A 20,089-nucleotide genomic window follows, 5' to 3' on the forward strand; every position below is an offset into this window, starting at 1 on the left:
GTCACACCCGATAGCTGCGCGCCCCCCAGAAGCTTGTGCTTCGGGGCGGCGTCTTTCTTGAGCGGATGAACATGATCTCGATGAACATGGGATCGCGCATGATAGCGATCCTGGCGACCGCATAGAGAGGGACGCAGGCAGCGAGCATGAACAGATTGTGGGTTGCGAGAAAGACGACGGCCGTCAATACGCCGATGAAGCCGGCAAGCTCGTAGGGTATGCCGAGTACCGTTGGCGCTCGGGTCAAACCCTTGACGAGCGGAGTGATCAACAATTTGGGTTCGTTAGGATCGATCCGACCATCTGCCATCTCAATCACGTACCCACTGCGGACTGAAAAAATTCGACGATCTGGGCCGACCCGAAGACCAGCACCACGCCCAAAATCCAGCTTCCAGCCACAAACCATGAGAGGCGGGCCGCCCATGCCATGAAACCCATGAAGATGCAGAACAGAACCGCCAGCGCCGTCGCGATCGGGCCGGTCAAGGTCTCCACCAAGGTCTGAAGCGTGCTTTGCACCGGCTGGAGAGTTCCGCCCGCGGCCATCGCCTGCGTTGCGAACAGCATGAGCGGCAGCATCGCACCCGTGCTGCGAGCAGCAATAGTCTTTAACAAGTTCATCGACCCTTCTCCTTAGTCAAAGTTTTGCACCATTCCGCCCTGCCAGACCGGCGGCGTCGCTTCGCGACGTTTTGCGGTGCCGGCATTACGAGAATTGGTTTGGGATATCGGATCATTTAAATGATCCGCTGCGCCGATCACAGCCTGTTGCCCACCCGTCCGGTCGAGGGTCATCGCCCCTGCGGGCATCACATCCTCGGACCCGACCGATGGCCATTGGTAAAAATCATTGATGACGTTGGCGACGTAGCCGACAGTCTCGGAGTAGGGCGGCACGCCCTTATATTTGAGAACCGCGACCTCGCCGGCGTTGTAGGCGGCGAGCATGTAGATCGGGTTCGGATATTTGCGATGGAGATCCCGGAGAAAGGCAATTCCGCCTTTCACATTGTCTGCCGGATCGCAGATGTTGACGCCGTAGCTCACCGCAGTGGATGGCAAAAGCTGCATAAGCCCATAGGCACCCTTGGGCGATAGCGCAGCGGAATTGAAGCGACTTTCTGCGCGAGCGACCGCAAGGACAAGCGACGGATCGAAACCTTGTTGTCGTGCGACCGTTTCGACGATCCGCCTGCCGTCTTCTTTGGGAAGGGCTGCGATGCCCGGGCAGGGGTTCTCAGCAGTCGCCGTCGCAGGGATGGGCGCACTGCCTTGCGCGCCATCCGGTCCACCAACCCGCTGAATGTCTTGGCTCTCAACTTGATAGGCCGGAACGACCCGGCCGTCGGCGTCGACGGCAGCGTTAATGACGCGCTTAGCAGGTGCTGTCACGCGATCCTGGAATTTCGGTGAAGCTTCCTGCGCAACCGCAACCTGGCTTACCGCCATGGATGCGCACACCGCCAGAACCGCCTTTCGAATTAGAACCATTAAAATAATCCTGCGTCGTTGCAGAAATTGCGCTATCGAATTAATACAATGATCCGATGAACTGCAATCGCGAATTTGAGATGGATCAATGAAAATGACAAGAGTTCTACCCGTTGTGGCGTTTTTGCCGACCCTGGCGGCTCTCTCGAGCGAGCCGGTCTATGCTGACGAATTCGGCTGCAAGGTCTTGTTGTGCATCCTCAACCCTGAGGGCTGGACGAGTGTCAGCGACTGTGTGCCGCCGGTCGAAAGGGCTTTCAGCCTGGTTGCTCGAGGGCATCCCTGGCCACAATGCCCGGAAGCCGGCAGCTCGGGCCGGATCGGTTATGAAAAATACAAACCTTGTCCGGATGGGACTGTGGCCGCGACCGCCGCCAACGAGTGGAATGGAAGCTCCAACAGCGCCCATTCGAAGATCGTTTATAAGGCCGACAAAGATGGCGCCTTCTGCGCCCGGCCGCTCGGGACCTCCACATCGTACGGGTCCCAATCGGGATCAAATTCAGATGCACGCCTTTCACCGACCGCCATACCGCGTGAGGTCCGGACTGAGCCCAACTATCTGGACCTGACAACGACCGACGGCAAACAGCGCTTTTGGTTCAATCTGAGCAAGTATCAATGAAAAAGCCTGGATTTCTCGCTGCCGGCATTCTCGCAGCTTTCCTCGCCAGCGCGCCGGCACGGGCCGAGGATAAACCCAATCCCTGGTTTCAGGTGCCCGCCACGGCTTCTTTCACGACCGGTGACACCTGGACCTATGCAGGGGAGACGCACCGCCTCTATGGCGTTCAAGCCTGCTTGCGAGGCACATATTTCACAAATGGGGCAGGGGCGCCTGTTGATTGCGGCGAAGCAAGCCTTGCTATGCTCGTCTCTCTTATCAGGGATCTTAAACCCGAATGCTACACTGCGGCTTGGCAGGCCGCGACCAAGACACGCTTCGTCATTTGCGTCGCTCAGCCCACTTCTGGATCTGCGGCTGGTTCTCGCATCGATCTGGGCACAGCATTGATTTCGACCGGTTGGGCCTTTGCGGCCGTCACACCAAACGGCGCTCCGGTCCATGATCCCTATATCGTCGCACAGGACGTCGCAAAGAAACAGCGCCTTGGCCTATGGCAATTCTCCGATGTTCCCGATCCGAACGTCATCATCCTACGAGATATCCGCAACGCCGCTAATGCGCCTGCTCAGGCTTCGATTCCGCCTGCAAATCAATAACCGGACCCTCGTAAACTCCATCATGGTCGACATCCCGCAGAGGCCGCCGCCGGATCACGAAAGCGACGGCCAGTGCAATCGCCGAAATCAAGCCAAGGACGATAGCGGCGATCAGAGCCGGTTCTCTCCAAAACGACAGACGGTCCCACTGATTGAGAACTCGGGCACCGGACAGCATTAAGATCAGGACCGTCGCGATAACGATGCCCGTTCCCGGCTCCATGTCGAATTTCTTCAGCATCGCTTTCTCCTGTTCGCACTCCCTGGACACGGCCCCGATGTCAGTTCGCTTCTACCGCAGATGCCGGCACCAGGCGCAAGGGGCAAGCCCTCAGGCGGAGCCTGCCCTGCGGGTGCGCCAGCCGTCTCCCGCGCTTCGTCGCTCTCACGGGGACCGTTCCCCAAGGAGAGCAAAAGATGAAACAGCAACCGAGCTTCGACATTTACGACACTATCACCAGCACGATCGTCAATGCGATCGAGAATGGTCCCGGCAATTTCGTGATGCCCTGGTATTCCGCTCCAAATCTCCAGATGCCAATCAACGCCGTGACCGGCAATGGCTATCGCGGTATCAATGTCTTGTCTCTTTGGGTCGGCGCTCAAAATCGCGGTTTCACAAGTCGCGGCTGGGCAACCTTCAAGCAGTGGCAGGAGGTCGGTGCACAGGTTCGCAAGGGTGAACGTGGTACTCCCATTGTCTTTTATCGGCAAATCGAGATCGAAGAGACTCTCGCTGAGCTGGACGCCGATCGGCGTAAGATTCCCTTCGCACGAGCAAGCTGGGTGTTTAATGTCGATCAGGTCGACGGTTATGAAATTCCGGCAGCGCCGGAACCGCGCACGCTTTTCGAACGACTGGCGCAAGTCGAGGATATCATCACGCAAACCCGAGCTGACATCCGCTATGGAGGCTCGCGCGCCTTCTATCTGCCCTCCGACGATCACATTCAGATACCTGTTCCTGCCGACTTCACAGGAACGCGTACCAGTTCGCCACAGGAGTCTTTTTACAGCACAATTTTTCACGAGCTCGGTCATTGGGCGGGCGCGGCTCACCGGCTCAACCGTGAAGATCACAAGCGGCAGTTCGACGCCATCTACAATTTCGAAGAGATCATCGCCGAGATGACCGCTGCTTTCCTTTGCGCTCGCCTCGATATTGCGCCGGTTCCGAGGGCTGACCACGCCCAATACATCGCGGGCTACCTCAAAATGCTCAAAGAAGACAAGCGGGCTATCTTTCGAGCTGCAACAGCATCAGCCGCCGCGGCCGATTTCATCCTCGCATTTTCGGAGGGAGAGGGTGCTGGCTAAGCGGGCCGCCGCTCTTTCGTTTCTCGGAAACCGTCAAGGCCAGCGAGCTCGCGGCCGAAGACGCTTTTAAGATCGTCAATCCATCCGGGGATTGATGACAGGCACGCTCGCGAGATCGCGAAAGCCTCATCAGAGAAGTTGCGATTAACAACGTTGGCCATCGGTCTCGCTTCCGAGAGTGCAATCATATCCAAATGACTGACGTGAGATCAATTCTCAACGTTTTGGGGGCTGCCCTGTCACTACCGCGTGGCGGGCAATGACAGGGCGGTCGCTGGCACGGATGGCATGGTGTGACAGCGACAGGGCGGGGCAGTCTATAGCAGACAATCTTGGCGAGAGAAATTTATCTTGCTCGTAACGTGTCGGATAGCAAGGACGAGAGCGAGCGGCCGATCGTTGATTCAATAACCGGCGTGGCACAGTGACTGCAATACCTGGCGACCTCGTTGAATTCGGCTCGGATGGAGGTCCTGTGGGGACGGCACCCGCGACTGCTGTTCAGCGGCTATGCCGACAATTAAATGAATGTTGGCGTGCCTTGCCGCTGTTCGAGTGGTTCCCCATTTCCTTGGTGACCTCGACTGGAGTCTCGAGATGGACGACCTGCCGACCGAAACGCTATCCTTCCACCCAAGCGACGCGATAGGGTCGGCGAGTGAGCAACGCTATGTCTTTGCTGCGGCCATACTCCGGTCACGTCAGTGGATGCATGATGACGGCTGCGGGATATGCGAAGAATGCCTGGCGTCATAACGCAAGTCTCCGACAGGTCCCTCGAAGATTTCGAGGCGGCATTGACGTGTCATCCGGACGGGTGCGTCGAAGGCAACTTCCGAGGTCGAATATGGGGGTCGACCGCGACACGGTCGCTTGATGGCCGTCGAACATGGTTGTTCGCCGAAGGGCCCGGCGGGAGAGACATCGTCAGCTTCAACTTCTATCGAGTGTCGGGAAGGCTGACGCTGAAGCCGTGCGAGATGTCGTCGTCAAAGGTGATTGATTTCCTCATGGGTTTCCGGCCTAACGGGCGGATGCAAGAAGGAATGTAACGACGACCGACGTTTCGCCAATGAAGTTGGAAGGTTAGGGTCAGCGGCCCGGAATGTTCCGAGAAAGGAAACTTTTCTGAGCTTCCTCTGTCTCCTCAAGCGGGAGGCAACGAGCGACCCACGAATAGTTGACGGCCGTACCAGAGACAGCATTCTTCGTAGGTTTGAAAGGGTCTTCGCTCACCAACCACTGGATGAGCGAACCACGACCCCAAAAGCCTCTTTGGCAACCAAATCTCACACATTCAAACTGCGTCGATTTAGAAACTGGGGTACAGGTGAAGCCCAATCCACGGAGCTTCTCCGCCATCACAGCCTTGCTTCCGTTCGCCTCAATGGCCAGTTTCTGCACGAACGCGTCGAAGTCGTTCATGGCGAGTGGCAATGGGGGATACCCGTCGTTCCGAAGAGATCCGCCCAGTGCAATGCTCCAGAAGGCAAAGTAGGCAAGAAGGAGGGGCAGGCAGCGTGAAACAACCCACGTCTTCATGCGGTGCCATCCACGTCGCCATCCTCATCCAGCTCCCGCACCGGCAGGTAGGCGTTCGTCTCCAGCCATTCTTTGATGATGTGGCGGACAATATCGTTTCGCGTCATGCCAAGTTCGCCGGCGATCGAGAGCAAAGCATCGTCCGTTTCAGCATCCAGGCCGATCGGTGTTGCGTTCCGGATCACAAGCGCCGCACGTCGCAACATGATCTGTAGATCGGCACGAGACGCGTCTCCAATGCGATCGGCTGCATACTCCAGCTGACCCGCAACATCACTTGGCACGCGTTCTTCTTTCCGTTTCCAATCGCTCATGCGGGGACGCTCTCTGGCGAAAGCAACAGCAACTCATCATCCGGCATTGGACGCTGCAGCCGTTTTGCTTCCTCCCATGAGGCAGTCAGCCAAAGTTCGATCTCTTCCACATTCCGTAAAATGACGGGCATCGCCTTTTCGTGGATTTCGCCGACGACCCTGTTGGCGTCAGTCGTCAGGAAGCCGTAGAGGTCGGCGGAAATTTCTCCTTCCTTGATCTTCCGCACGGATCGCCATTGCGCCACCCATATGCCGGCGAAAAACATGAGTGGTTGTTCTTCATTGGCTGCAAACCAGGCGTTCGGCACCCGGCCACCTTCTACGCGACTTCCATAGTCGGGCTCGGCAAATCGGGTGAAAGGCACGACGCACCGGTTTTCTACACCAAGCCAGCGCGTCCAGTGCTTGCTGTTTGTATTCCGGACGTTTGTGGTGCCGCCGTCCGGCTCCATCTTCAGGAGCTGCGCGAAGTCAAACGGTGAACCCTTTGCCTGCAGCTTATCGGCGCGTTTTTTGGCAGCCTGCATGAGCGCCTGTTGCGAGCTCGGCAATCCCCATCTCACCATTGCCATTTCGCGTCCAGCAGGCGTGTTTCGAACGACTGGCCCCATGCGGTCGGGATAGACGTCGAGCGACGGCTCAAGGTTGCCGATGCTGTCGATCATCGCCCTGGTGAATTGTCGGATGGCTTCCTGATTAGTCGTGACATTGTACAGATTGCACACGATCTCGCTCCCTCCTTCTTCCTAAAAGCCATCATCGTAAAATTCTCCGGGGTGTCTACGACACACTCGGCGTCGATGCATCGACTATCGCTTTTCATCTTTCCAGACGGGACGCCTGAGCGTTTTGATCCTGACAAGGCGGCGGACAGTAATGCCGACGGCTTCAGCGCCGCTCACGGATCGTAGTTTCGACGTGAGATATTCTTTCTTCCCACACTGACTGCACCGGAACTTCTCCTCGATTCCCATGAACGGAAGATCGCCGAAAATCTGCACGAGGTCGGCTGGCTCGTAAAGATGTTGGCTTCGACACCGACTGCATTTGATCTGAACATAATGTCTGTCTTGGAAGCTCGACAGCTTCGGAAGTTGCGCGATCTTCGTGGGCGATAGATAAGCGGGGGGATGCGTTTCGGGCACAATCAGGCGACCTTATGTGCGGGCTCGTCTTCTCCCTGCATCAGAGCAAAGAACTCATCTACCGGTATCGCATCGGCAAAAGTCTGGATCACGTCATTCACATCCGCCTTCGTCTCGATCCAAGCAGGGCCAGCGACGAAGTCGCTTCCATTGGCGTTCAAGCGGACTAAGCCGCACACTTTGCCACTGTCGTCATCGAATGCCATTTCGAGTGACCCAAGATAAAACTCCTCACTCTGGTAAGAAAGATCGACTTGCAGCATTCGCACTTGCCGATTGCCGATCTCCTCCAGGAGTTCGGGATGTACTTCGTCGACTGCGAGCGGGAAAGGTTCCCTCCAGAAGAAGCCCTCGAAGTCGGGCGCTCCTGGGTTCATGAGCTTCGCGAGCATCGCATCTACGGGGCGTTCAAGCTCCTGAAGCTCAAACGATTTACCGCGATGGCCCGGCGGATCTCCGAACACATCGAAGACCTTGTAGCCGATGAACCTCATCAGCAGGTAGATGGCAATGACATCCTCTTGGCCAATAGTCGAGTTAGGCCGCAAGCCGGCAACAATACCTCCGACACGTTGGATATGAGCCAAAAACTCCGGAGACTTTTCACGGAATTCAAGCCGACTTCCGTGAAAGTGATCAAACGCGTCGTCGCTAATGTATTTTACCAGAGCACTTACGGCCTCGATGTCCGTATCACTGACTGTTAAAGCGCCTTCCTTCGGCGTCGGATCCCACTCAGGATCATACTTGATCTCTAACATCAGTATCTCCTTTGATTTCAAAACGCGGCTTCCAGCCCCGTGTAAAGCCAACCGACATTCCGGCTTCGCTCAAGGCCAACTGGCCGCGGACGAACTGCAATTCGTCCAACAGGGCGGCAATCGTCGCATGGGCGTCACCGCCACAAAAGGCAAGTGCGGCTTCGACAGGATCAAATTCCGGTTCTTCGGTTTGGGCGACTACGGTACTCATCGGACAAGCGTCTTCCTTCTCCGCTGTCGCCAGGGAGTCTCATCAGCAGGGTATTGAGGGTGAACGGCGGGTCATTCCGCCGCCAATGTGTTCCTATTATGTTCTCTTTTTTCAATATGAGTCAAGGACGCTTTTTGATGGCGCCAAGCAGTTCGTCAATTTCACCCGATGTAATGAGGCCGAGCATGTGATGATCGGCCAACTCGACGAGGGCTGCCGCAACCTCCCGCTCGCCCCAACCGGCGTCGACCGCCTTGCTGACAAGTTCGGCAAAGGACAGATGCATCGCGTACTGGCACCAAAGGTGCCGATCCGGATCGGAATTATCACAGCGCGGAGGTTGAATATCAGACATCTCTGAAATGTCGTGATTATTTCCGTCTGCGTCAAGTGATGGCCCTCTCGCTACTCCGTCAGGATGACTCGACTCTCCCTACTTTGTCTGCTGCACTATCGCGTATGACAAAGGCTCCTCGTAAGCCATCTCGCCCGCTTCTTCGCGAGACCGAGCCGCCACTTCGCAGCAGGCCGCGCAAGCCGCGCGATCCTGAGCAGCCACGCCTTCCATTTGATCCGATGCCGGAACGCGTTGAGCCGTGCCTCGCGCTGCTCGTATCCAAGCCGCCGAAGGGTGACAATTGGCTTTATGAAATCAAATGGGACGGGTATCGCCTCGCCATCCACATTGAGCCGACGAGGGTTCGTATCATCACTCGAGGTGGCCACGATTGGACGCATCGGTTCCCTTCGATCGCAAAGACGGCGTCCTGGCTTGGCGGCACGATAATCCTCGATGGCGAAGCCGTCGTGCTCGATGAACAGGGCCGCGCCGATTTCGGCGCCTTGCAGCAGGCGCTCGGCGGCCGCGGCGGTAAGCGAAGTGCAAATGAAGCGATTTTCTTTGCCTTCGATGTCCTTTATCTCGATGGGTCTCCGGCGCATGGTCCTCGCTGAGCGCAGGCAGGTGCTTGAGAGCCTCATTCCGGTCGAGGTCTTTGGCGCTATTCGGCTATCACAGGAGATCGAAGGCGATGGCGACGTGCTCTTTGCCGCCTGCGAACATGGTCTTGAAGGCATCATCGCGAAGCGGCTGGACGCGCCCTATCATTCCGATCGTCGCGGCGATTGGGTCAAGATCAAATGTGTTCAGAGCGGCAGCTTCTTTATCGTCGGCTACGAACCATCAACAGCCGCACTGGGCGGCATAGGCCGCCTTCTACTGGCGGCGGGCCAAGGCGATGACTTTGTCTACGTCGGCGGAGTAGGGACCGGGTTCAAGCGGCACGAGGCCATAAAGCTGCGTAAGGATCTGGATACATTGAGGACGTCAAAACCGACAGTCGCCCTGAAGCGGAAGGGCGCCGTATGGGTGCAGCCGACGCTTATCGCCGAGATCGAATATCGTGGTTGGACGGACGACGGAAAGCTGCGGCATTCGTCCTATAAAGGCTTGCGGGAAAAGCAGGATAATGCTGCGGTCTATCGGATCGAGGGTTAACCTGCACAATGACGTTTTGCATGGGAACGCCATTCGCTCTGCGACGAGCGAAGCAGGACCTGATCGAACGCGGCGATGGCGATTTCCTCGAAACCCTGCCAAAAATAGAGAGGCCATTGACTGATGCGCACCGCCGAACTGACCGTCAAACGTGATGCCCTTGTGCTTGAAGAGCAACGCGTGGCAGCGCGCATAGCGAAGGCCCACTCCGACTCTGACCATGATTTAGCTTATATTCTCGATGGGTACAGCCAACTTCTGGCCGAGGTCATTGACGATATCCAGGGCGAGATTGAAGACCGGGAAGATGAAAGCGACGCAAGATGCTAAACGAGATTGATCCACCTCTCGGTTAAGCCGGGCAGCGAAGCCAGAAACGCTCGAAACCAAAGAGTCCTAAGTCAGGGAGTTCACCGTTCAGCTTCCAGGCCTGTATGGGCTTTTCCACGAACGTGTTTTCATCAATAGGGCTCAGAGTTACTGGCAATGCCGAGGACAAAACCGCGTGGCGATACCATCGAACGGCCTCTTGCTGCCGTCGATTGGCCACGATGTCTCCTGGCAAGGCCGATGGAACCTCCAAACGCGTTGGATTTTCCAAGACATCCTTCATTGGATCCTGGGTCGGCACACGCATAAGCTCGTTATTGCCGGCGAGGCGTAACTCAAATTCATCTTGGGACGCCGGAACTGGCCTTTGTTCCGCGGATAGGCCATCCACGGCATGCGAGGTCAAAATGGGCAGAGGTGCATGTTCTGCCCGTACCTCAATACGTCGTACGCGACATAATTCCTCAAGCCGCATTTTTGAGACTTGTAAGGCATTGGCATCATCGACCAACGTCCAAAGACCTTGCATTTTCGATACGAATGGGACTGTGCCATCTGCGCCATAGGACAGGAACGCGGCGCTTTCTTCCATCTTCTTCTTTACCGCGTTTGCTGACGAGACGCGTTCGGAAACATTCGCAGCGTTGTCTGATGCGCTGGGGCATCGGACCATGAACGCCGGCCGGTATGGATTTTGGACGTTAATCATGGCTAGAACGTCATCGCTGACCGGAACAAGCGTTCCTTGAGAGATGCTCTGTGCCAATGCTAGTCCTCGTTGGAGGTTCATTGCATCGTTAGCCTTGGGATCGGCGGCTTCTTCCAAGCCGAGAGCGCGCATTTGGTCGAACACATTGGCGATCAGATAGAACTTGGTGCCCGCGATGATCCGAAGCTCGGATCGCTGACTGCCATGCAATCCCGTGGCCACGTTGAAGATTGGATAGAGCGGATCTGGGTGCTCAATATGCATTTTTAGGAACGAGCACAGTTTTAGCTCACTGCCCTCTTTCAAAGAAAGGGGCGCTTCCGGCGCGAATGTAGCCCAATCGCCTGGCAATATTCGGTCGAGTGCCTTTGAATGTAAATCCGGGCCGATCTCCAGGCTATTCGCAAACCCTTCGAGAGTGGCCGATTTTAGCTGATCGCCGACCAAAGTCACCTTGGACTCGGATGCCGCGGCCATTGTGACGCACTGCATAAGGATGGACGGAGCAGCAATTGCTACGGACATTGCCGCCGCCACGACCGATGTCTTGCGGGTTACCCCGATGCCAAGGACGCTGGAAGACATCATTCCTCGAACGTCGAAAAATTCATGAGCTCTTCGATGAAATCGCCGACAATCCGGGGAGGCTTCTGGTGCGGCGGCAGCAACAAAAGCGTGTGAAAGTAGATGCCAGGTTCAAAGGGGCGAAGCACCAGCTCCTTGCCGAGAAAAGGCCCGGCGGTCATCGGATTGACCATTCCGACGCCGAGACCAGCTTGAACCATGGCACAGATAGTCGTCGAGTAGGGTGTCTCCAATACCACCTTAGGCTCCACACCCGCTTTCATGAAAATGATGTCGGCCTGCCGTCTCACCGTATCTTCGGGTGCCAACGCAACAAAAGAATGGCCATCAAGATGTTCCGGTTGGATAACATCAAGCGATTTAAGCGGATGGCCAGCCGGGATTGCTATCGCCATCCGATGGCGTGCAAAAGGCGAGGGGTCGACGCCGGTTACGTCGATTTCATCAGCGGCTAAACCCACATCGAACTGTCCACTGGCAACCAAGTCCCTGACGAGGGACGACATGTGCACCTGGAAGGTGACTGCGACGTTCGGATGACGCGTCTGAAAGCCCTTTAGCGCCTTCGGCACTATATTCGTGCTCAGCGCGGACAGGCTAGCCACACGTATCTCGCCTGAACCGAAATCCCTTATTCGCGCCGCCGAACTCCGAAGATGGACCAAGCCGGAAAATGCCCCCTGCACTTCACGAAAAAACAGTTGCCCCTCTGACGTTGGCACCATCCGTCCGCTGATGCGATGGAAGAGGGCAAAGCCGACGATACGCTCAAGCTCCTGAACCGCTTTGCTGACAGCAGGCTGCGAAATGCGCAGAATTTGCGCAGCACGCGACGCCGTGCCGTTTGTCATGACCGCGTGAAAGACTTCTATTTGCCTGATGTTCATCGCCTTGTCCTGCGCGAGATATAACTACTGGGAATAATGTCTCTTGATCTTGATATTAGACGGAATGGCAAGACGTGTGTTCTAACGTTCGGGAAAAATCGAACGGAACGAAGCAAATGAAAGATCTCACGCAATGTGTCGTAACACCCAAGGTCAAGACGGCGGGTTTCGAAACACTGGGCATCGGCGTACATCGCGGTTCAACCATTGTTTTCAAGAACGCCAATGCCTATGCCAGCCGTGCGCAGAGCGGACATGATGGTTATGCCTATGGCCTCTACGGCACACCCACGACCCGGACGCTCGAGGCCAAGCTCACGGCGCTTGAGCAAGGTATCCGTACCTTTCTTCTACCATCGGGCCAAGCTGCCAACGCGATCGCGATATTTTCTTTTCTGAAATCGGGTGACAAGGTTCTTATCGCTGATACGGTTTATCCACCCATTCGGGATTTCGCCGACAGCGACCTTGCGCGCTTTGGCGTTGACGTTGGTTACTATGACGCCTCCAATCCGCAGGATTTGGAACGCCAAATTGATATGCGCACAAAGATCGTGTGGTGCGAGTCTCCTGGTTCAACGACCATGGAAATTCAGGATCTGCCCCGGATCGCAGATATCGCACATCGGTACGGAGCGTTGGTGGGTTGCGACAACACATGGGCGACGCCTCTCCATTGCAAACCGCTAACCCTCGGGGCCGACTTCGTGACAGAAGCCCTGACGAAATACGTCTCAGGCCATTCCGATCTTTTGATGGGTTCTGTGACGGTCGGAAACGAAAACTTAATAGCGCCCATTCGCTCCACACTCGGGCGCTTGGGCATCGGCGCTTCCCCCGACGATGCATCGCTAGTTCTGCGAGGACTGGAAACTTTGGGAGTGAGGCTCAGCCACGCTGCATCCGGCGCGCAAGCGCTAATCGAGTGGATCCAAAAGCATCCGATCGTTGACCAAGTCCTGTATCCGACGCTACGTGATTTTCCGGGTCACGCGCTTTGGAAACGCGATTTTCTCGGTGCGAGCGGCGTATTCAGCGTGGTCTTTCAGCCGGCCGCAGCACCACATTTGCCGCCTGCGCTCGACATACTGAAAACATTTGCAATCGGCAATTCCTGGGGCGGAACGCGCAGCCTAATGGCGCCGATTCCGGTCAAACAACACCGTTCGGTTTGCGGTTGGACCGGTGCTGACCCAGTCCTGCGGATTAGTGTCGGGCTAGAAGACCTGTCTGACCTTCGGGCGGACGTTGAAAACCTCTTCGCCGATGTCGCGGCCCGCATGGGGTAAAAGTGCGGCCCGCTCTACGCGGTTGATATGAATAAGTCTTTAAGGAATAATTGCAATGACAGATAGCGTTCTTAAGTTCTGGCGATATGAAGTCATCCCTTTGCGTGATGGCTTTTTTGAAGCCTCATCGGAGGTACTGACACACGCACGTGGGGGGCCTGAACGGCGGCGCACGATCGAGGCATGGGCTAAGACGACGGTTCAAATGGATATAAACTGTTTCGCTCTACGCAATGCAGAAGGCATTACTCTTGTTGACGCTGGCGCTGGCACCTCTTGGGGATCAACATTTGGTCAAGCGCGAACCGCGATGCGCGAGGCAGGCATCGCTCGGGAAGAGGTCCAACGCGTATTGCTGACCCATATCCACGACGATCATGTCCTGGGCTTGTTTGACGAGGGGACGCCTTATTTCCCGCATGCCGAAGTGCTCGTGCCTGAGAAGGATTTGGCCTTCTTCACCGATCCGTGCGCTTGGCGGGCCACTCCGGAAGCTCGTCGAGGCGGCTTCGATATGGCTGAACAACTTCAGCAAATATATGGGCCAAGAGTACGACGGATTCCGGAAGGCGCTGTGTTGGCTGGCATTGAGGCACGCGCCCTGCCAGGGCATACCCCAGGTCACACCGGCTATCTGGTGCAAGGAGAAGAAAACAGCAATCTCTTGATCTGGGGAGATACCTTGCACCTGGGAGAACTCCAATCCAATGATCCGGAGATTGGACTGGTTTACGATCTCGATGTCCAGATGGCGGCGCGAACTCGTCAAGCCACCCTGGAATTAGCCACTCGCGAACACTGGATCATTGCCGGCAGTCACCTGACCGGATTTGGCCGCGTACGACGTGCGGCCGAGGGAGGGGGCTACCAAATCTCGCCTGTGTGAAGCACTCCATGGCCGACGTTTCTTACGACAATTTCCGTTTGAGCAGGACTAACCGTATTTGGCGAGAAGCTAACGCTACGCCCTCGGAGGCCATTGCCCGAAGTACGAGCGCGAAGTGTGGGTGCAGCGTTGGGATGTGGCCAGCAAATGGGAGCGGCACCTATCTCGAATTCCCTTGCCCCCAGGCGTCGCTGCCTCAGATGCGGCAACAAGCAGGGCAACCAATGGATACTAGGCCAGCTTCCGAGATGAGGAACGACTCGACTTATTAAGCTTTCTCTGTTGCACTTCCTTATGACTAAGTCCCTGCGCAAGTCATCAAAACCGCTCCTTGCACGGAGCGAGCTCCAGCTCCGGAGCCGCCCGCGCAAACGACGCGATCCAGATCAACTGCAGTTACTGCTCGATCCAATGGCCACCCGGATCGAGCCGGCTCTCGCGCTTTTGAAACCGAAGCCACCCAAAGGGCCTGAATGGCTCTACGAGGTAAAATGGGATGGCTATCGCCTGGCCGTTCACGTCGAACCGGATCGGGTGAGGATTATTGCGCGCGGTGGCCACGATTGGATGGATCGCTTTCCAGCTGTTGCGTTCGAGTCCGCAAGCTTCGGCACGACCATGATCCTCGACGGCGAGGCCGTTGTTCTTGATGAAAAGGGAAGGCTGGATTTCGGCGCCCTGCACCGTGCCCTCGGAGGCAGCTAGCGAAGCGGTGTTTTACGTTCGATCTTCTTTATTTGGACGGGCATGACTTGACGAAGTTGTAGCTGACGGAGTGCCGGAATCTGTTGGAAGGTCTCCTCAATGAGACCTCAGCTGTCATGAGATTTTCCGAGGAGATCGATGCCGAGGCCGACAAGCTGATACCGTAGCGTGTGCTCATGGACGGGAAGGCATCATCCAGCATCGCCAGCGGCCTTATCGCTCTGGTCGCGTCGGCGATGGGGTCAAGGTCAAATGCATCCAGAGCGATGGCTTTTTCATAGTAGGCTATGAACCGTCCCAGGTTGCGCTCGGCGGGATTGGGCGTCTGCTTCTTGCCGATTACCGTGGCCATAATCTAATCTTCGGTGGCGTTGGAACAGGCTTCAAAGAGCGAGAGATGACAAAGCTGCGAAAAGATCTCGACAGACTCAAAACAACACGCGCACCGATCAACCTGAAGCGAAAGGATGTCGTTTGGGTACAGCCGACGCTCTTTCGGAGATCGAATACCGGCCTGGACGGATGACGGCAAGCTGCGTCACGCCTCGACTTCGAGAGCTGCAGGACGATGCGGATGTCTATCACCTGACGGAACCCAAGATCGATGATTAAGCTACTTTAGCGTATTCCGTGGCATATCCTCGCGTATCCGCCATAATCAAATGCCCGCGGCTTTTGAGAAGCAAATAAGACTTGGTTTTCTCAGGTCATGGATGTGGGAGAGGAAAGCCGTGCCGCTCCGACAGCGCGGCAAGGATCTTGTCTTTCTCCGAGATGAAGACGCGTCCGTCGTAGATTCCTGTTTGATGGAGCGAGTTCGCTCCTTCCGCCAGCACCAACAAGGGTAAGGACTGATTCTGCTCTCCAATAAGGGCGATGACGCTTTGTCTCGGCCTTGGCCATTCGATACGCTGGACATCAAGCTGCGGTGCCAAATCCGGAAACGATGCGAGAACCCCCTCTAAGAGGGCACAATGCCAGCAATAAAATTGCTGGCCCGGATAAGCCGGATCCTCAAAGCCCGGGCGTAGTAAGAACAGTTTGTCACGGTTGGTCATTTCATCTTCCTTCCAATATGAGTGTTTCGTAGAGCGTACTCTTGCAATTTTCCGTGGGCGACGGCTTCTCGAATGTTCAGCCGTTATCCGCGAACCCGCATAATAGTCTGTCGGCTGGTCGCGAATTTCTTGGCGATCGCTGAAGCTCTCATCCCGTCGCCAAATTGTCATGCGGCCGGGAGCGATGCTCATGCGGCGTCTGCGTTGTCTTCGGGCCCGTCGAACATGTGGTCGAGATTGAGGAAGCAGACCATGCCTTGTTCAAGGGATAATCCCGTACGAAAACGCGGGGTCGAAGGTCGCGCCGAAATCCGGCACGGGCTGGATGTGGTTTGCACTGATCGACAAGGCTTCCGCTAACCGGAGAAGACCATCACATTATGGATTTACTTCGTATTGACCACGCATTGCGGCTCCTCCCTCCGCAGTCTATGAAAAAGCCTGGGCCGTGAGACATCGTCTCCGGCCCATTTTTGGCAACCCGCCTACGGAGAGCTCTGGCAACCTCGCCTTCGCTCGGGTTTCTTGATTCTCCACCTTGGTGGCAAAGAATCAGGTATCAGCAACTTGCGTCATCGCCCGGAAACTGGGCAGCCGTTGGTTGCGCATTCGATTCCAATCAAGAGCTTACATCGAGCGATGACATGGGATCCTCCCTCGAGCCGCCAGTCTTTACATGGATTTGCAAAGCTTGCGGATCATGTAGGTGAACGGTGCTCAAAATACTTCGCGAAGTCTTGGAGCGGAACCGGCTTGCCGAACAGATAGCCTTGCCCGATTTCGCAGCCGAATTCGTTTAGACTAACAGCTTGCCCACTTGTCTCGATGCCTTCGGCCACAGTGGTCATTCCAAGCGCATTGGCGATCGACGTGAATGCTTTTACCAGTTCTTTGCTGCGATGATCTTTGGCCATTTGGGCGACGAAAGAACGATCAATCTTCAGAACGTCAATGGGAAAACGACTGAGATAAGCAAGCGCCGAATGGCCGGTTCCAAAATCGTCAATGGCAATACTGAGCCCCATCGTCCGCAGCTTTTCCAGAGTCGCATGAACACTCGGCTCGTCATCGAGGAGTAGGCTTTCGGTGATTTCACATTCCAACCATGCCGCTGGGCACCCAGTCTGAGTAAGGGCGAGTTCAATCTGTTTCGAGAGGTCGTTCTGCTTGAACTGACGGGGCGAAAGGTTGACGGCAATTTTCAATGGCTTCCGGCGTTTGGAGTTCCAGTCGACAGCCGTTTGCGCGGCTGTTCGAATAACCCAGTCGCCAATCTCAACGATCGTCCCATTTTCCTCAGCGATGGCGATAAAGGAACTGGGCATCAAGAGTCCAAACTCCGGATGCCACCAGCGCAGTAATGCCTCGGCACCGATAGTCTCGCCGGACGAGAGGTCCACCTTCGGCTGGTAATAGAGTTCCAACTCTTTGTTGGCGCAAGCGGTGTGCAAGGCATTACCGAGCTTCACTCGCAGCCTTGCTTGCGCGGTAAATGCTTCATCGTAGTACTGAAAATTGTTCCTGCCTCGTGCTTTTGCCTCATAAAGGGCGGCATCCGCGTGAGCAAAGAGATCGCTAGGGGAAGCGCCGTCGTCTGGATAGCACGCTATCCCCAGACTACCGGACACTAAGATATTGCGACCATCGAGATGGAAAGGCCAAGCTATTGCAGTTAACAACCGATTGGTGATTTCTGTTACATTTTGGCGACGTCTGACATCCTGCAGAAAAATCGCGAACTCGTCGCCGCCAAGGCGGGCAAAATTGTCGGAATGCCGCAGCTCGGCCGAGAGACGCCGGGCGACCTCGCAGAGGAGCTGATCACCTGCCGCATGGCCGAGTGTATCGTTCACGTCCTTGAAATTGTCGAGATCCAGTATGATGAGCGCGAATTGCTCCTTCTTGGCTTCAGCGTCGGCAAGTATGGTTTCAAACACGCGGTTGAATCGGGCGCGATTGGGAAGTCCCGTGAGGGCGTCGAAATAGGCGAGCTTCTGTATGTCTTCTCGGTGCGAAACGGCTTCCGTAATATCGCGCATCAATACCAGAACGGTCGAGACCTTGCCGTCGGTATTGATTTCCGGTGTAAAGCGAGCGTGCAGCCAGTTGTCAGATCCCGAGGTTGACTTGTAGCTCGTCTCCAGTTCGGCCTCTTGGCCGGTCCTCAGGACAGACCGCAGCGTCTCAAGATAATCAGCGGGAATGCCCGTGATATCGCCTTCGGCAGCAGGCAGGCCGATGACCTCTTTTGGATCAATTCCACTTAGAAAGCGGCGCATCGCGGGATTGGCGTGCAATCGGCGAAATTCGCAATCATAACGAATCATCCCATCAGGGGAGTGTTCTACGAGGGAAGCGATTTCGCGCGATTGCTGCGCCAACGTTTCTTCCATGACCTTGCGGTCATGAATATCCAGGAGAGTCCCCACCACACGCAACGGCCGACCATGCTTGTCGCGATCGACGACTTTGCCGAGATCCTCAACCCACTTGTATGAACCATTTCGTTGGCGAATACGGATTTCCGCTTTTTGCTGAGGGGTATTGCCGTTCAAATGCTGCGTACGGGCGTCAACGTACTTCTGAAGGTCCCCCGGATGGATGCGGGCAAACCAGCTTTCCTCAGAGGAAAGCTCCTTTAGGTCAACGTCGAGGATTTCGCAGGTGCGGGGTGAGTAAAAACCTATATTTTCCTTGCCGTTCCATTCCCATATACCGATTCCGGCGCTTTCGAGCGCAAGTTCGGAGCGTAGCCGAGACGCGTTTAGCTCGGCTTGCGTTTTCCGGAGCTCCGTGAGGTCCTGGACGAAGGCGAGAAAGCGGAGGGTTTCATCAGGTCTTGTGATATCTCCCGAGATTATTGCGATCTCGACCCGAGTATCGATCAGATGCCCGCCGCGGTGAAAGTATTTCTTGGAAATTGTCGCGCGTCCGTTGCCCACCTGCAGAAGAGCCTGCATGGCCTCGCGGTCGACACTGATATCGTCGGCGGGCGTAAGTTCATGGGCGTAACGCCCGGAAAGCTCCTCACGGCTGTAACCCAGCAATTCCGCGAATGCTTCATTCACTTTCAGATAGCGACCGTGTGAATCGATCAGCGCCGCGCCGAATGGTCCGTATTCGAATGCTTCGCGAAACAACCGGTCACGCTGATCTATACTGTCAGGTTCGTATTCATATGCAATTCCTGTGAGGATCATTGAGCGGTGGTGGCGTGCTCCTGCATGGCATTGAAATTGGATGATTTTGCCGGGACTGTTGAGTGCGTCAACCTTTAGTGTTAGGTCTTGCCATTGATCGCCGTCCGACGAAGCGGAGCGCAAGGCAATGGCTTGTAGCCAGGGCGCCAGCGCTCTACCTACAGCCTCCCGCATTTGGTGCCGATCAACCTCCTCTGGAAGCTGATTGAGAAGCCAATCGAGTTCGCTGGACCACCAAAGGTCACCGGTTCCAACGTCGAATGACCAGGAAGCCAGATTAGCGATGGATAGGTACGACATCTGGCGCGTTTTGTTGCTATCGACGGCATTGGCCCGAACCAATATGTCGGCGTTCTGCGCCTCGGCACACGGTTCGTTCGACAGAACGTCAAACCGCTTCTGGACCGGATAAGCTGTATTGGCGTGCTTTCCACTCATACGATCGATCTACGACAAGCCGAAGCCTATCCCTTTCTAATATTTTTCTATTTGCCTCATGCACTCTCCGGATTTTCCGAATTGAGACGGTTCTCGTTACTGCTATCAACGCGCTGCACCTATTTGGCGGCTAAGGGCTGAACGTGTGTAAACGCCGCCGCTCCACGAAGGAGCGAAAAGTCTCGCGTAAACAGCAGCAACAAGGCAAAGGTTCTGGCGAGGAAGCCTTTGGAGGAAAGGAATGCAGGTTTCATCCGATACTCCCGCGCAATGAAGTACAGGAGCTCGTCATAATTCCTGTCTGTGGGAACTCTGGGAAATGATCCGATCGAGTCATTCGAGCGGCGGAGGAATTGCCGCTTCCCGGGACGTCCAAAGTAAAGCAGGCAAGATAATCTATTTGCCTGAAATCATTTAACGAAATCCTGTTTTCGCTTTGCCTACTCCACCGTTCGCTCGACGAATGAGGGTTTGCATGCGCAAAATGGACTGCTGG

The 20,089-nt window shown here is 55.8% G+C and carries 24 protein-coding genes and 1 pseudogene; 10 read left to right on the plus strand and 15 right to left on the minus strand.

Annotated features, from left to right (window positions below):
- Position 1: 1 nt before the first annotated feature.
- From NXC24_RS21265 to NXC24_RS21275, 3 genes are read right to left on the minus strand one after another with little or no spacing between them, the layout of a single operon-like run.
- Positions 2-310: a type IV secretion system protein VirB3 gene (locus NXC24_RS21265; RefSeq protein ID WP_104825447.1), complete on the minus strand. Its 309-nt coding sequence runs from the start codon at positions 308-310 to the stop codon at positions 2-4.
- A gap of 5 nt (positions 311-315) precedes the next feature.
- Complete coding sequence (locus NXC24_RS21270; protein WP_199773592.1) at positions 316-624, minus strand: TrbC/VirB2 family protein; 309 nt, start codon at positions 622-624, stop codon at positions 316-318.
- Positions 625-636: 12 nt separating this feature from the next.
- A complete protein-coding gene (locus NXC24_RS21275) occupies positions 637-1,494 on the minus strand; it encodes a lytic transglycosylase domain-containing protein (protein WP_104825448.1) in 858 nt (285 codons plus the stop codon).
- 88 nt (positions 1,495-1,582) lie between these two features.
- On the opposite strand from NXC24_RS21275, the gene NXC24_RS21280 reads away from it, so the two are divergent.
- Together NXC24_RS21280 and NXC24_RS21285 are read left to right on the plus strand one after the other, a co-directional pair.
- Complete coding sequence (locus tag NXC24_RS21280) at positions 1,583-2,119, plus strand: hypothetical protein (RefSeq protein ID WP_158704508.1); 537 nt, start codon at positions 1,583-1,585, stop codon at positions 2,117-2,119.
- Complete coding sequence (locus NXC24_RS21285) at positions 2,116-2,718, plus strand: thermonuclease family protein (RefSeq protein WP_104825450.1); 603 nt, start codon at positions 2,116-2,118, stop codon at positions 2,716-2,718. The genes NXC24_RS21280 and NXC24_RS21285 overlap by 4 nt, the downstream gene beginning before the upstream one ends.
- Here the strand turns inward: NXC24_RS21285 and NXC24_RS21290 are convergent.
- The gene (locus NXC24_RS21290; RefSeq protein ID WP_104825451.1) at positions 2,675-2,959 is read right to left on the minus strand and encodes a hypothetical protein; all 285 of its coding nucleotides are present in this window, start codon (positions 2,957-2,959) and stop codon (positions 2,675-2,677) included. The two genes, NXC24_RS21285 and NXC24_RS21290, sit on opposite strands and share 44 nt — an antisense overlap.
- Positions 2,960-3,135: 176 nt before the next feature.
- Here NXC24_RS21290 and NXC24_RS21295 point away from each other — a divergent pair, with 176 nt between their 5' ends.
- A complete protein-coding gene (locus NXC24_RS21295; protein WP_104825452.1) occupies positions 3,136-4,035 on the plus strand; it encodes a zincin-like metallopeptidase domain-containing protein in 900 nt (299 codons plus the stop codon).
- Between the two features lie 1,092 nt (positions 4,036-5,127).
- Here the strand turns inward: NXC24_RS21295 and NXC24_RS21305 are convergent.
- From NXC24_RS21305 to NXC24_RS35160, 6 genes are all read right to left on the minus strand, one after another.
- Positions 5,128-5,577, minus strand: a complete 450-nt coding sequence (locus tag NXC24_RS21305; protein WP_104825454.1) for a hypothetical protein — start codon at positions 5,575-5,577, stop codon at positions 5,128-5,130.
- A complete protein-coding gene (locus tag NXC24_RS21310; protein WP_104825455.1) occupies positions 5,574-5,891 on the minus strand; it encodes a CopG family transcriptional regulator in 318 nt (105 codons plus the stop codon). Before NXC24_RS21310 ends, NXC24_RS21305 begins: the two co-directional genes overlap by 4 nt.
- Positions 5,888-6,616, minus strand: coding sequence for an SOS response-associated peptidase (locus NXC24_RS21315; protein ID WP_104825456.1), 729 nt, complete (start codon positions 6,614-6,616; stop codon positions 5,888-5,890). Before NXC24_RS21315 ends, NXC24_RS21310 begins: the two co-directional genes overlap by 4 nt.
- A gap of 422 nt (positions 6,617-7,038) precedes the next feature.
- On the minus strand, positions 7,039-7,797 hold the full coding sequence (locus NXC24_RS21325; RefSeq protein ID WP_104825458.1) for a hypothetical protein: 759 nt from the start codon (positions 7,795-7,797) through the stop codon (positions 7,039-7,041).
- On the minus strand, positions 7,778-8,008 hold the full coding sequence (locus tag NXC24_RS21330) for a hypothetical protein (protein ID WP_104825459.1): 231 nt from the start codon (positions 8,006-8,008) through the stop codon (positions 7,778-7,780). The genes NXC24_RS21325 and NXC24_RS21330 overlap by 20 nt, the downstream gene beginning before the upstream one ends.
- 121 nt (positions 8,009-8,129) lie before the next feature.
- Entirely contained in the window at positions 8,130-8,363 is a 234-nt protein-coding gene (locus tag NXC24_RS35160; protein ID WP_158704510.1) for a hypothetical protein, read from the minus strand.
- 104 nt (positions 8,364-8,467) lie between these two features.
- Here NXC24_RS35160 and ligD point away from each other — a divergent pair.
- Positions 8,468-9,506, plus strand: a pseudogene (gene ligD, locus NXC24_RS21335) (non-homologous end-joining DNA ligase).
- Positions 9,507-9,629: 123 nt separating this feature from the next.
- On the plus strand, positions 9,630-9,836 hold the full coding sequence (locus NXC24_RS21340) for a hypothetical protein (protein WP_104825460.1): 207 nt from the start codon (positions 9,630-9,632) through the stop codon (positions 9,834-9,836).
- A gap of 22 nt (positions 9,837-9,858) precedes the next feature.
- On the opposite strand, the gene NXC24_RS21345 is transcribed toward NXC24_RS21340, so the two are convergent.
- Together NXC24_RS21345 and NXC24_RS21350 are read right to left on the minus strand one after the other, a co-directional pair.
- Positions 9,859-11,130 (minus strand): hypothetical protein, encoded by a 1,272-nt coding sequence (locus NXC24_RS21345; RefSeq protein WP_104825461.1) that lies wholly within the window; start codon positions 11,128-11,130, stop codon positions 9,859-9,861.
- Complete coding sequence (locus tag NXC24_RS21350; RefSeq protein ID WP_104825462.1) at positions 11,130-12,017, minus strand: LysR substrate-binding domain-containing protein; 888 nt, start codon at positions 12,015-12,017, stop codon at positions 11,130-11,132. Before NXC24_RS21350 ends, NXC24_RS21345 begins: the two co-directional genes overlap by 1 nt.
- A gap of 116 nt (positions 12,018-12,133) precedes the next feature.
- On the opposite strand from NXC24_RS21350, the gene NXC24_RS21355 reads away from it, so the two are divergent.
- From NXC24_RS21355 to NXC24_RS36255, 3 genes are all read left to right on the plus strand, one after another.
- Complete coding sequence (locus tag NXC24_RS21355) at positions 12,134-13,306, plus strand: PLP-dependent aspartate aminotransferase family protein (RefSeq protein ID WP_104825463.1); 1,173 nt, start codon at positions 12,134-12,136, stop codon at positions 13,304-13,306.
- Between the two features lie 55 nt (positions 13,307-13,361).
- Positions 13,362-14,192: an MBL fold metallo-hydrolase gene (locus NXC24_RS21360; protein ID WP_104825464.1), complete on the plus strand. Its 831-nt coding sequence runs from the start codon at positions 13,362-13,364 to the stop codon at positions 14,190-14,192.
- 294 nt (positions 14,193-14,486) lie between these two features.
- Positions 14,487-14,897 (plus strand): hypothetical protein, encoded by a 411-nt coding sequence (locus NXC24_RS36255; RefSeq protein WP_348632732.1) that lies wholly within the window; start codon positions 14,487-14,489, stop codon positions 14,895-14,897.
- A 28-nt stretch (positions 14,898-14,925) separates the two neighbouring features.
- Here NXC24_RS36255 and NXC24_RS36260 read toward each other — a convergent pair whose 3' ends face one another.
- A complete protein-coding gene (locus tag NXC24_RS36260) occupies positions 14,926-15,249 on the minus strand; it encodes a hypothetical protein (RefSeq protein WP_348632733.1) in 324 nt (107 codons plus the stop codon).
- A 6-nt stretch (positions 15,250-15,255) separates the two neighbouring features.
- On the opposite strand from NXC24_RS36260, the gene NXC24_RS36265 reads away from it, so the two are divergent.
- Both NXC24_RS36265 and NXC24_RS36270 read left to right on the plus strand, forming a co-directional pair.
- Positions 15,256-15,423 carry a hypothetical protein gene (locus NXC24_RS36265; RefSeq protein ID WP_348632740.1) on the plus strand — a complete coding sequence of 56 codons (168 nt, stop codon included), beginning with the start codon at positions 15,256-15,258 and terminating at the stop codon, positions 15,421-15,423.
- The gene (locus tag NXC24_RS36270) at positions 15,372-15,509 is read left to right on the plus strand and encodes a hypothetical protein (protein WP_199773595.1); all 138 of its coding nucleotides are present in this window, start codon (positions 15,372-15,374) and stop codon (positions 15,507-15,509) included. Before NXC24_RS36265 ends, NXC24_RS36270 begins: the two co-directional genes overlap by 52 nt.
- Before the next feature lie 95 nt (positions 15,510-15,604).
- Here the strand turns inward: NXC24_RS36270 and NXC24_RS21370 are convergent, their stop codons facing one another.
- Both NXC24_RS21370 and NXC24_RS21380 read right to left on the minus strand, forming a co-directional pair.
- Positions 15,605-15,955: a DUF3088 domain-containing protein gene (locus tag NXC24_RS21370; protein WP_104825465.1), complete on the minus strand. Its 351-nt coding sequence runs from the start codon at positions 15,953-15,955 to the stop codon at positions 15,605-15,607.
- Positions 15,956-16,653: 698 nt separating this feature from the next.
- Positions 16,654-19,593 (minus strand): EAL domain-containing protein, encoded by a 2,940-nt coding sequence (locus NXC24_RS21380; protein ID WP_158704511.1) that lies wholly within the window; start codon positions 19,591-19,593, stop codon positions 16,654-16,656.
- Positions 19,594-20,089 lie beyond the last annotated feature (496 nt).

This window comes from Rhizobium sp. NXC24 (genome assembly GCF_002944315.1).
Lineage (GTDB): Bacteria > Pseudomonadota > Alphaproteobacteria > Rhizobiales > Rhizobiaceae > Rhizobium.

Excerpts from the sequence above, each read along its gene's own strand:
- NXC24_RS21275 (WP_104825448.1), bottom strand. The coding sequence starts at position 1,494 with ATGGTTCTAATTCGAAAGGCGGTTCTGGCGGTGTGCGCATCCATGGCG.
- NXC24_RS21285 (WP_104825450.1), top strand. The coding sequence starts at position 2,116 with ATGAAAAAGCCTGGATTTCTCGCTGCCGGCATTCTCGCAGCTTTCCTC.
- NXC24_RS21330 (WP_104825459.1), bottom strand. The coding sequence starts at position 8,008 with ATGAGTACCGTAGTCGCCCAAACCGAAGAACCGGAATTTGATCCTGTC.
- NXC24_RS21325 (WP_104825458.1), bottom strand. The coding sequence starts at position 7,797 with ATGTTAGAGATCAAGTATGATCCTGAGTGGGATCCGACGCCGAAGGAA.
- NXC24_RS21265 (WP_104825447.1), bottom strand. The coding sequence starts at position 310 with ATGGCAGATGGTCGGATCGATCCTAACGAACCCAAATTGTTGATCACT.
- NXC24_RS21295 (WP_104825452.1), top strand. The coding sequence starts at position 3,136 with ATGAAACAGCAACCGAGCTTCGACATTTACGACACTATCACCAGCACG.
- NXC24_RS35160 (WP_158704510.1), bottom strand. The coding sequence starts at position 8,363 with ATGTCTGATATTCAACCTCCGCGCTGTGATAATTCCGATCCGGATCGG.
- NXC24_RS21280 (WP_158704508.1), top strand. The coding sequence starts at position 1,583 with ATGAAAATGACAAGAGTTCTACCCGTTGTGGCGTTTTTGCCGACCCTG.
- NXC24_RS21290 (WP_104825451.1), bottom strand. The coding sequence starts at position 2,959 with ATGCTGAAGAAATTCGACATGGAGCCGGGAACGGGCATCGTTATCGCG.
- NXC24_RS36255 (WP_348632732.1), top strand. The coding sequence starts at position 14,487 with ATGACTAAGTCCCTGCGCAAGTCATCAAAACCGCTCCTTGCACGGAGC.
- NXC24_RS21270 (WP_199773592.1), bottom strand. The coding sequence starts at position 624 with ATGAACTTGTTAAAGACTATTGCTGCTCGCAGCACGGGTGCGATGCTG.
- NXC24_RS21360 (WP_104825464.1), top strand. The coding sequence starts at position 13,362 with ATGACAGATAGCGTTCTTAAGTTCTGGCGATATGAAGTCATCCCTTTG.
- NXC24_RS21380 (WP_158704511.1), bottom strand. The coding sequence starts at position 19,593 with ATGAGTGGAAAGCACGCCAATACAGCTTATCCGGTCCAGAAGCGGTTT.
- NXC24_RS21340 (WP_104825460.1), top strand. The coding sequence starts at position 9,630 with ATGCGCACCGCCGAACTGACCGTCAAACGTGATGCCCTTGTGCTTGAA.
- NXC24_RS21355 (WP_104825463.1), top strand. The coding sequence starts at position 12,134 with ATGAAAGATCTCACGCAATGTGTCGTAACACCCAAGGTCAAGACGGCG.
- NXC24_RS21305 (WP_104825454.1), bottom strand. The coding sequence starts at position 5,577 with ATGAAGACGTGGGTTGTTTCACGCTGCCTGCCCCTCCTTCTTGCCTAC.
- NXC24_RS21310 (WP_104825455.1), bottom strand. The coding sequence starts at position 5,891 with ATGAGCGATTGGAAACGGAAAGAAGAACGCGTGCCAAGTGATGTTGCG.
- NXC24_RS21345 (WP_104825461.1), bottom strand. The coding sequence starts at position 11,130 with ATGTCTTCCAGCGTCCTTGGCATCGGGGTAACCCGCAAGACATCGGTC.
- NXC24_RS21350 (WP_104825462.1), bottom strand. The coding sequence starts at position 12,017 with ATGAACATCAGGCAAATAGAAGTCTTTCACGCGGTCATGACAAACGGC.
- NXC24_RS21370 (WP_104825465.1), bottom strand. The coding sequence starts at position 15,955 with ATGACCAACCGTGACAAACTGTTCTTACTACGCCCGGGCTTTGAGGAT.
- NXC24_RS36260 (WP_348632733.1), bottom strand. The coding sequence starts at position 15,249 with ATGGCCACGGTAATCGGCAAGAAGCAGACGCCCAATCCCGCCGAGCGC.